Here is a 9,868-nt window from a genome sequence, read left to right as displayed (position 1 = left end):
TTGAGCAGCCTGCGGCTAGTTTCCTAGTTTGCTCTTTGATTTTCATTGAGTATTAAACAGAAATCCCTAATGTCCGACTCAAAATCACCACAAGAGCCAACAAACAGAAAAAAACTCCATTAACAATCATGTGAAGTAAGATAGACATTTCCAAACGTTGGGTTTTATAAACTGTCCAAGTTAGCACAGTTGACATTCCTCCATAGATAAGAAGAGAAGGTAGATTTGTCGGTAAATGAAGCAAGGCAAAGATAATAGCACCGACTATATAACCCACATTTTCTTTACCACGAAAGAGTTTTTTAGGAATCACTCCTCGACATAAAATCTCCTCACAAATAGGAGCTATTAGAACCAGTAAGAAAAAACTGGAAATTAAGGAACTATTCTGGACCAAATCATTAATATTTGATTGATTGCTGGTTGTTGTTTCATTCATCAAACGCAGTAAGACCACACCAAGAATATTAAAGGCAAGAATCACTAGATAGCTTAAGGCCAATCTAGCCAAATCCTTAGCCTTGAAAAACGATAAACCAAAACTAGCCAACTGTGTTTTCCTAGCACCTATTATAAATACAGTTAAAACCACAAGAGATAAGACCCCTACTAATAGTCCAGTTTGAAGCAGTGGAAATTTTCTGCTAGTTAGAAAAGTTGCTAGGGCTAAAGGAAACTGAGAAAACAAAAGCCCTACTAGAAAGATTATTAACCACTTCCCCCTGTTTAATACTTCATCCCAAATATTCTTTTTTATCATCAATTATACTCCTACCATTCAATCAAAATCACCTACCTAGTTTGAAGCAATTTTCAAGTAACTATAATATAAAAAGGGGAGAACCCCTTTTTATATTATAGCATTTATAGTGCCATGCTGATGTAGTTCAGGATAAATAAGGCATCCAAAATCCAAATCATGACATGAACATCTTTAGCTTGACCTTTGACAAGCTTAGTCAAAGTGTAAGTCAAGAAACCAACTGCAATCCCTTGAGTGATAGAGTAGCTGAATCCCATAAAGATAGATGTGAAGAAAGCAGGAACCGCTTCAGACATATCGTCCCAATGGATATTTTTCAAGCTAGCCAACATCATAATCCCAACGATAATCAAGATTGGAGCTGTAGCGGCTGTTGGTACAATCGCTAGAAGTGGACTAAAGAAGCTTGAAATCGCAAAACAGATAGCTACAACCAAGGCTGTCAAACCAGTACGTCCACCTGCACCGATACCCGCAGCAGACTCAACATAAGTCGTTACGTTTGAAGTACCTGCAATGGCACCGACTGTCGTTCCAATCAAATCAGAGTAAAGAGCCTTGTCCAACTTGGCTGATTGGTGATTTTCACCATTTGTCGCTACAATACCAACTTTTTCACCTGTACCAATCAAGGTACCAATCGTGTCAAAAATATCTGTCAATGAGAAGGCAAGAATGGCCATCAGAGTTTCAGGCAAGCGAGCTGTATCTGAAATCAAAGCTCCCAAACCTTCTGAACCAAGAGCTGCACCAAAGACTGTCTTCAAATCTTCAAAAGCTGCACCAACATGGTTATTAGCAAAATCGATACTAGACAAATCTACCAAACCAACTGCGATAGCAAGAACCGTTGTTGTCAAGATAGAGAGGATAATTCCCCCTTTAATCCCTTTAATGACAAAGAAGATTGTGATAGCAAGTCCTGCAAGAGCCACCAAAACAGCTGGATTATTAAAGCTGACCAAGCCTGGAACTGCTGAAGAATTTGCTGCAATCGTTGCTTGAGCTTTGTCAGCCCCTTCTCCTACAACAATATAGTTGCCTGGATCAATCGTAAATTTCAAAAGTCCAGCATTCTTAATCCCTACATAGGCAAGAAAGACACCGATACCAGCTGAAATAGCCGAGCGAAGGGCATTTGGAATCGATTCAATGATCATTTTACGAACATTTGTCAAGGTAATAATCAATGAAATAATCCCACAGATGAAGACCATAGCTAGGGCTTCTTGCCAAGAATAACCGAGTCCAAATACAACTGTAAAGGTAAAGAAAGCATTCAGTCCCATACCTGGCGCTTGAGCGTATGGCAAGTTAGCATAAAAAGCCATCATCAAGGTACCAGCAACTGCACCGATAATCGTTGCGAGGAATACACCCTGAGCAGGCATTCCTGTTTGCGAAAGCATTTGTGGGTTTACAAAGAGAATATAGCTCATTGCAAAGAAAGTTGTTAAACCAGCGAGAACCTCTGTACGAACGTCTGTACCGTTCTCTTTTAGTTTAAATAATTTGTCCATCATCAATCTCCTTTTAATTTTTACGAACAATAATAGAATTATATCATTCATCATTCACTTTTTCAATATATTTGTTTAATTTATTTAAGAATTTGATGGAATTTCATTTTTTGTTTGGAATCTGCTTTTCTGTCTGCTTTTTGTTATAATAGAAGACATCTTATCTGGAAAGACACTAGAAAGGTTCATATGACGAAAAAAATTATTGCACTAGACCTGGATGGAACCCTGCTCAACTCAGACAGTCAGATTTCTGACTTTACCAAAGAAACCATTAAAAAAGTTACTGAAAAAGGCCATCAGGTTATTATTACGACAGGTCGCCCTTACCGCATGTCAAAAGATTTCTACCGTGAACTAGGCTTAGACACTCCTATGATTAATTTCAACGGCTCCCTTACTCATTTACCAGACCAAGTTTGGGACTTTGAAAAGTGTTTGACGGTAGACAAAAAATATCTGCTAGACATGGTTCGACGTTCTGAGGACATTCAAGCCGATTTTATCGCTGGAGAATACCGTAAAAAATTCTACATCACAAATCCCAATGAAGAAATTGCCGATCCTAAACTATTTGGTGTAGAAGCTTTCCAGCCTGAAGATCAATTTCAGCCAGAGTTAGTAACCAAGGATCCTAACTGTATTCTGTTACAGACCAGAGCCAGTGACAAATATGCCTTGGCAAAAGAAATGAACGCCTTCTACCAGCATCAACTGTCTATCAATACCTGGGGAGGTCCGCTCAATATCCTTGAGTGTACCCCAAAAGGTGTCAATAAGGCCTTTGCTTTGGACTACTTGCTCAAGGTAATGAACCGCGACAAAAAAGATTTGATTGCTTTTGGAGATGAACACAATGATACCGAAATGCTCGCTTTTGCTGGGAAGGGCTATGCCATGAAAAATGCCAATCCAGAGCTACTCCCTTATGCCGATGAGCAAATTTCCTTGACCAATGACCAAGACGGAGTTGCCAAAATCCTGCAAGACTTATTCTTATAGCCCCTACTGACCAGCTTGCGAGCTGGTCTTTGTGCTCTTTTCACAGTCTCATCAACCAGTTAATCGATTGTTCTATTTTTTACCACCAAAACCTTGGAAAAGGCTTTCTTTTGTGATATACTTCACATATAAATACAAGAGAGCTCGTTACACTCGACTCTGTTGACACAAAATCAATCCAGTCCCGTTGTCCCTGTTCTCGGTCAATATAAAGGAGGATAGCTATGAAAGCTGTTGTTGTAAATCCAGAAAGCACTGGTGTTGCTATTGAAGAAAAAGTACTCCGTCCACTTGAAACTGGGGAAGCACTTGTAGAAATTGAATACTGTGGCGTTTGCCACACCGACCTCCACGTTGCTCATGGTGACTTTGGTCAAGTCCCAGGACGTGTTCTTGGCCACGAAGGTGTTGGTATCGTTAAAGAAATTGCTCCAGATGTGAAAAGCCTTAAAGTCGGTGACCGCGTCAGCGTTGCTTGGTTCTTTGAAGGATGTGGTACTTGCGAATACTGTACAACTGGCCGTGAAACTCTTTGCCGTACAGTAAAAAATGCTGGCTACTCAGTAGACGGTGGTATGGCTGAACAGTGTATCGTAACTGCAGACTATGCTGTTAAAGTTCCTGACGGACTTGATCCAGCCCAAGCCTCTTCTATCACATGTGCTGGTGTAACAACCTATAAAGCTATAAAAGAAGCAAAAGTTGAACCAGGTCAATGGGTTGTTCTTTACGGTGCTGGTGGACTTGGTAACCTAGCTGTTCAATACGCTAAAAAAGTATTTAATGCTCATGTCATCGCAGTTGATATCAACAACGACAAACTTGCCCTTGCAAAGGAAGTCGGTGCTGATGTCGTTATTAACGGTCTCGAAGTTGAAGATGTACCAGGACTCATCAGAGAAAAAACTGATGGAGGAGCTCATTCAGCTGTCGTAACTGCTGTATCTAAAGTTGCCTTCAATCAGGCTGTTGACTCCGTTCGTGCCGGTGGTCGCGTCGTCGCTGTCGGTCTTCCTTCTGAAATGATGGAACTCAGCATCGTTAAAACAGTCCTCGATGGAATCCAAGTCATCGGTTCTCTTGTAGGAACTCGTAAAGACTTGGAAGAAGCCTTCCAATTCGGTGCAGAAGGTTTAGTAGTTCCAGTTGTTCAAAAACGTCCAATAGAAGATGCCGTAGCCATTTTCGACGAAATGGAAAAAGGTCAAATACAAGGACGTATGGTACTCGACTTCACCCATTAATCTATTAGAAACCTATTTTAAAAGTTGGAATGCGCTTCCAACTTTTTTATATTAAATTTTTAAATAAGGATTCAAAAAAACTTCTCTAAAACTCAATATATCAATATTTTCAGATGTAATCTTTTTAATTATTTTATGATAAATAGTTGATTTTTAGATGAAAACGGTTTATACTTAAAAAGTCTTAAAGTTTTCTTAAACGAAAACTAAAACAAAAAAGGAGGAATGACAATAATGAGTATCGGAATCATTATTGCGAGCCACGGCGAGTTTGCTGCGGGTATTCATCAGTCAGGATCTATGATCTTTGGTGAACAAGAAAAGGTTCAAGTTGTAACCTTTATGCCAAATGAAGGCCCTGATGATCTATACGCTAAGTTTAATAACGCTGTTGCTGCATTTGACGCAGAAGATGAGGTTCTAGTTCTGGCTGACCTTTGGAGTGGATCTCCATTTAACCAAGCTAGTCGCGTGATGGGAGAAAATCCCGAGCGTAAGTTTGCCATCATCACAGGACTTAATTTACCGATGTTAATTCAAGCCTACACAGAGCGCCTCATGGACGCTGCTGCAGGTGTAGAAAAAGTCGCTGCTAATATCATTAAAGAAGCCAAAGATGGCATCAAGGCTCTTCCAGAAGAGCTAAACCCAGTTGAAGAAGTTGCAAGCGCTGCAGCTGCTCCAGTTGCCCAAGCTGCTATCCCAGAAGGAACTGTTATCGGAGACGGTAAATTGAAAATCAATCTTGCCCGTCTTGACACACGTCTACTTCACGGTCAGGTTGCAACTGCTTGGACTCCAGATTCAAAAGCAAATCGTATCATCGTTGCTTCAGATAACGTAGCTAAAGACGACCTTCGTAAAGAATTGATTAAACAAGCAGCTCCAGGTAATGTCAAGGCTAACGTGGTTCCAATTCAAAAACTGATTGAGGTTTCAAAAGACCCACGTTTTGGAGAAACACATGCCCTTATCTTGTTTGAAACACCTCAAGATGCCCTTCGTGCCATCGAAGGTGGCGTGCCAATCAAAACTCTTAACGTTGGTTCTATGGCTCACTCAACAGGTAAAACATTGGTCAATACTGTTTTGTCTATGGACAAAGAAGACGTTGCTACATTTGAAAAAATGCGTGACTTGGGTGTTGAATTCGATGTACGTAAAGTACCAAATGATTCTAAAAAAGATTTGTTTGACTTGATTAACAAAGCCAATGTCAAATAAGCCATTATTTATGAAAGGATTTTAAAGATGTCTATTATTTCTATGGTTTTAGTAGTCGTTGTAGCCTTCCTTGCAGGTCTTGAAGGCGTCCTCGACCAATTCCAATTTCACCAACCACTTGTAGCCTGTACCCTTATTGGGCTTGTAACAGGTCACTTGGAAGCAGGGATTATCCTCGGTGGATCGCTTCAAATGATTGCCCTTGGTTGGTCAAATATCGGTGCTGCTATCGCTCCTGATGCTGCACTTGCTTCTGTCGCTGCTGCCATTATCATGGTTCTTGGTGGTGACTTTACTAAGACAGGTATCGGTGTTGCCCAAGCGGTTGCTATCCCTCTTGCCGTTGCTGGTCTATTCTTAACTATGATTGTTCGTACAATCTCAGTTGGTTTGGTTCATACTGCAGATGCTGCCGCTAAAAAAGGTGACTTCGGCGCTGTGGAGCGTGCGCATTTTATTGCGCTACTTTTCCAAGGACTTCGTATCGCGCTTCCTGCAGCTCTTCTCCTTATGGTACCAACTGAAACTGTACAAAGCATTCTAAATGCTATGCCTGATTGGCTCAAAGATGGTATGGCTATCGGTGGTGGTATGGTTGTTGCCGTTGGTTACGCTATGGTTATCAACATGATGGCAACTCGTGAAGTATGGCCATTCTTCGCTCTTGGTTTCGTTCTCGCTGCCGTATCAGACATTACTCTAATCGGATTTGGTGCTATCGGTGTTGCTATCGCGCTTATCTACCTTCACCTTTCTAAAACTGGTGGAAATGGTGGCGGAGGAGCCGCAACTTCTAACGACCCAATCGGCGATATCCTAGAAGACTACTAAGATAAGAAAGGACTGAAAACATCATGACTGAAAAACTTCAATTAACTAAATCAGATCGTAAAAAAGTTTGGTGGCGTTCAACCTTCTTACAAGGGTCTTGGAACTTTGAACGGATGCAAAACTTGGGCTGGGCTTATACACTCATTCCAGCTATCAAAAAACTCTACACTAAAAAAGAAGATCAAATCGCTGCTCTTGAGCGTCACCTTGAGTTCTTCAACACTCATCCATACGTAGCCGCTCCAATCATGGGGGTTACTCTTGCGCTTGAAGAAGAACGTGCTAACGGTGTGGAAATCGATGACGCTGCTATCCAAGGGGTTAAAATCGGTATGATGGGACCTCTTGCTGGTATCGGTGACCCAGTATTCTGGTTTACAGTACGCCCAATCCTTGGATCTCTCGGTGCTTCACTTGCCCTTACTGGCAATATCTTGGGTCCACTCCTCTTCTTTGTTGCATGGAACTTGATTCGTATGTCATTCTTGTGGTATGTTCAAGAGGTTGGATACAAGGCTGGATCAGAAATCACTAAAGATATGTCTGGCGGTATCCTTCAAGACATCACTAAAGGAGCTTCTATCCTTGGGATGTTCATTCTTGCTGTCCTTGTTCAACGCTGGGTAAATATTAAATTTGCTTTCGATGTTTCCAAAGTTCAACTAGATGAAAAGGCTTATATCCATTGGGATAAATTGCCAGAAGGATCTAAAGGTATCCAAGAAGCATTCGCACAAGTAGGACAAGGATTGTCTCAAACTCCTGAAAAAGTTACTACTTTCCAACAAAACTTGGATATGTTGATTCCTGGATTATCAGGACTACTCCTTACTTTACTTTGCATGTACTTGCTTAAGAAAAAAGTATCTCCAATCACTATTATCCTTGCCCTCTTCGCAGTGGGTATTGTGGCACATGTTCTTCACATCATGTAATCAAGCAACTTAAAAGGAACCAGGTTCTAAGCCTGATTCCTTTTTTCTATGTTTTTATTCTGCCAAGGCTCCCATTGGATCCCATGGTGCAAGCACAATTGGTTCTGCTTCATAAGCAACTTGTTCTTCTGCTGTCAGCAATTCTTTGCGAACAACGATTTGGTAAGTGTATTCGTCCATCCAAGCGTCTGAGGCAACAAAGTAACCATCTGTACCAACCTTGTCTCCCCATGAGTTTTCAACCTTCCACTTGGTTGACTTGCCATTTTCATCCAAGTCAACACCTGTCAAGACCATAGCGTGGGTCATTAAGCTTTCGCTGTAGTCCAAACGTCCAGCCTTGTCTTGAGTGAGTTTAATGTCCATGCTTGATTCAAAGTCATAAACATCTGTCGCAAGAATTCCAGCTTTGCGGTTGCTGAGCTGACCGACATCTGAACCAAACCAAACAGTCTCACCTGCTTGCATTTGAGCAATTGCCAACTCTTTCAAGCGCTCCATAGGAACGTTGATATAACGAACCGCACGGCTACCAACCACATTTCCTAACATCTCAACTGTATAAGATTTGCCGTAAGGCTTGTCAGCAGTTGGTGCGTTGATAACAGAAACATAGTCTTCTAGCGGAAGATTGACATATTTCTTGTAAAATTCTTGTGGTGTGATACATTTTTCGCTTTGGTAGTTGTTATCCTTATCGCGATAAGCAAAGTCAAATTTACGTGGTGGAAGTCCTAAAGACATAGCAAGAAAGTTAAAGATTTCTTGCAAGAGGTCTTCTTTCTTAGCTTGAACAGTCGCTTGATCAGCACCTGAAGCTAATAGATCACGCAAAATTTGAGCATCTTGGCGAAGCAATTTGTTAAGAATTGCATTTAGCTCACGGCTGCTACTAGATGAAACAGACTCAGGGTAAACTGACTTAGGCACGACACCGTATTTCTCAAAGAGAGAAACGACCATATCCCATTGACCGCCATCTTGTTGTGGTGTTTGAAGTAGGAAGCTAACCTTACGGCTCGTCAAGCCTTGGTCTGCAGTCTCAATGACTTGCTCCAAGAACCAGTTTGATTTCTCATACTTGTCCCAGAAGAATGTGTGGGCCTGTGATAACTCAAAATTTTCTAGTTTGTATTGTGAGATAAGCTTGTGGCGGAAGGTGTTGAGAGCCGCAAACATCCAGCAACGACCAGAAGCCTTCTGGTTTGTTACCTTGTCCTTGGTCAAATCCAATGAGAAAACAGGTGTGTTGTCTACATGGCTTTGGCGACGTTCTAGGGCTGCAAAAATTCCATTGTGACTAGCAGCATTTTCAATCGCTTGGTATTTTACATTTGCTTCATAATTGGCAAATAGTTTATCAGTAAATGATTCTTGAATCGCGTTCATAGATTCCTCCTTTTATTCTACAGTCTATTATAACTCTTTTCACAAAGTAAGCAACTGAAAAACATAAAAGGCAAGGACATTCTTCCTCACCTTTTTCGAATATAAACCAAATTAAGCAATACTAGCAAGAAGATTTTCCAATTCCTCCTTGGTCAAGCGACGCCATTCTCCTCGTTCTAAGTTCTCATCCAATACTAGATTTCCCATAGTCAAACGTTGCAAGTCTACTACTTCCTTGCCACAGTAGACCACCATACGCTTGACCTGATGAAACTTCCCTTCTGCAATAGTCACACGGATTTGGCTTTGATTCTTTTCTGTATCTATGGAAACAAGCTCCAGTCTAGCGGGTTGACAGGTAAAGTCTTTGAGCGGAATACCCTCAGCAAATGTCTCCACATCTTCTTGGGTCATGATTCCCTTGACTTGTGCCAGATAAGTCTTGTCCACATGACGCTTAGGTGAAAGAAGAGCATGGGCAAGCTTGCCGTCATTGGTCAAGAGCAAAAGACCATGCGTGTCAATATCCAAGCGTCCTACTGGGAAAACTTCCTTACTCCGCGCCAAGTCATCCAACAAGTCCAGAACGGTTCTGTGCTTGGGATCCTCAGTCGCTGAGATAACTCCTTTGGGCTTGTTCATCATGTAGTAGACAAACTCTTCATACTCCAACACTTGCCCATCAAAGCGAATCTCATCTATTTTTTCATCAATCTGCAATTTAGCTGATTTTTCTTTTTTACCATTTACAGTCACGCGCCCAGCCTTGAGCAAGTTTTTGACCTCAGTCCGACTTCCCACCGCACAGGCAACTAAAAATTTATCTAATCTCATAGAACTATTATATCATATCAAAAGGAGGCTGGTACAATGACCAACCTCCTTTTCGTTTCATACTCTTCAAAAATCTCTTCAAACCGCGTCAACGTCGCCTTGCCGTATATATGTTACTGACTTCGT

General features: G+C 41.3%; 9 protein-coding genes. 5 read left to right on the top strand and 4 right to left on the bottom strand.

The genetic code is table 11. The features are described from left to right. Positions 1-52: 52 nt before the first annotated feature. Both HT728_RS06520 and HT728_RS06515 read right to left on the bottom strand, forming a co-directional pair. Positions 53-760 (bottom strand): type II CAAX endopeptidase family protein, encoded by a 708-nt coding sequence (locus HT728_RS06520; RefSeq protein ID WP_050242564.1) that lies wholly within the window; start codon positions 758-760, stop codon positions 53-55. 104 nt (positions 761-864) lie between these two features. Continuing rightward, positions 865-2,283 carry an NCS2 family permease gene (locus HT728_RS06515; RefSeq protein WP_173234416.1) on the bottom strand — a complete coding sequence of 473 codons (1,419 nt, stop codon included), beginning with the start codon at positions 2,281-2,283 and terminating at the stop codon, positions 865-867. Positions 2,284-2,472: 189 nt separating this feature from the next. On the opposite strand from HT728_RS06515, the gene HT728_RS06510 reads away from it, so the two are divergent. From HT728_RS06510 to HT728_RS06490, 5 genes are all read left to right on the top strand, one after another. Then, positions 2,473-3,285 carry a Cof-type HAD-IIB family hydrolase gene (locus HT728_RS06510; RefSeq protein WP_173234414.1) on the top strand — a complete coding sequence of 271 codons (813 nt, stop codon included), beginning with the start codon at positions 2,473-2,475 and terminating at the stop codon, positions 3,283-3,285. Positions 3,286-3,509: 224 nt separating this feature from the next. Then, positions 3,510-4,529: an alcohol dehydrogenase AdhP gene (gene adhP / locus HT728_RS06505; protein WP_173234412.1), complete on the top strand. Its 1,020-nt coding sequence runs from the start codon at positions 3,510-3,512 to the stop codon at positions 4,527-4,529. A 234-nt stretch (positions 4,530-4,763) separates the two neighbouring features. Next, positions 4,764-5,753: a PTS sugar transporter subunit IIB gene (locus tag HT728_RS06500; protein WP_050222834.1), complete on the top strand. Its 990-nt coding sequence runs from the start codon at positions 4,764-4,766 to the stop codon at positions 5,751-5,753. A 27-nt stretch (positions 5,754-5,780) separates the two neighbouring features. Continuing rightward, complete coding sequence (locus HT728_RS06495; RefSeq protein ID WP_050271504.1) at positions 5,781-6,584, top strand: PTS mannose/fructose/sorbose transporter subunit IIC; 804 nt, start codon at positions 5,781-5,783, stop codon at positions 6,582-6,584. A gap of 23 nt (positions 6,585-6,607) precedes the next feature. Next, entirely contained in the window at positions 6,608-7,519 is a 912-nt protein-coding gene (locus HT728_RS06490) for a PTS system mannose/fructose/sorbose family transporter subunit IID (protein ID WP_050222832.1), read from the top strand. Between the two features lie 54 nt (positions 7,520-7,573). On the opposite strand, the gene pepC is transcribed toward HT728_RS06490, so the two are convergent. Then, positions 7,574-8,908 carry an aminopeptidase C gene (gene pepC, locus HT728_RS06485; protein WP_173234410.1) on the bottom strand — a complete coding sequence of 445 codons (1,335 nt, stop codon included), beginning with the start codon at positions 8,906-8,908 and terminating at the stop codon, positions 7,574-7,576. A gap of 111 nt (positions 8,909-9,019) precedes the next feature. Beyond that, positions 9,020-9,742, bottom strand: a complete 723-nt coding sequence (locus HT728_RS06480; RefSeq protein ID WP_173234408.1) for a pseudouridine synthase — start codon at positions 9,740-9,742, stop codon at positions 9,020-9,022. Positions 9,743-9,868: the final 126 nt, after the last annotated feature.

The organism is Streptococcus sp. 544 (assembly GCF_013277385.1).
GTDB lineage: Bacteria > Bacillota > Bacilli > Lactobacillales > Streptococcaceae > Streptococcus > Streptococcus mitis_BA.
The sequence above is the reverse complement of the archived record's forward strand: the minus strand, read 5'-3'. Positions and strand labels throughout refer to the sequence as shown.

Bases quoted from the DNA above. Each gene is read 5' to 3' on its own strand.
- HT728_RS06520 (WP_050242564.1), bottom strand. From the start codon at position 760: ATGATAAAAAAGAATATTTGGGATGAAGTATTAAACAGGGGGAAGTGG.
- HT728_RS06515 (WP_173234416.1), bottom strand. From the start codon at position 2,283: ATGGACAAATTATTTAAACTAAAAGAGAACGGTACAGACGTTCGTACA.
- HT728_RS06510 (WP_173234414.1), top strand. From the start codon at position 2,473: ATGACGAAAAAAATTATTGCACTAGACCTGGATGGAACCCTGCTCAAC.
- adhP (WP_173234412.1), top strand. From the start codon at position 3,510: ATGAAAGCTGTTGTTGTAAATCCAGAAAGCACTGGTGTTGCTATTGAA.
- HT728_RS06500 (WP_050222834.1), top strand. From the start codon at position 4,764: ATGAGTATCGGAATCATTATTGCGAGCCACGGCGAGTTTGCTGCGGGT.
- HT728_RS06495 (WP_050271504.1), top strand. From the start codon at position 5,781: ATGTCTATTATTTCTATGGTTTTAGTAGTCGTTGTAGCCTTCCTTGCA.
- HT728_RS06490 (WP_050222832.1), top strand. From the start codon at position 6,608: ATGACTGAAAAACTTCAATTAACTAAATCAGATCGTAAAAAAGTTTGG.
- pepC (WP_173234410.1), bottom strand. From the start codon at position 8,908: ATGAACGCGATTCAAGAATCATTTACTGATAAACTATTTGCCAATTAT.
- HT728_RS06480 (WP_173234408.1), bottom strand. From the start codon at position 9,742: ATGAGATTAGATAAATTTTTAGTTGCCTGTGCGGTGGGAAGTCGGACT.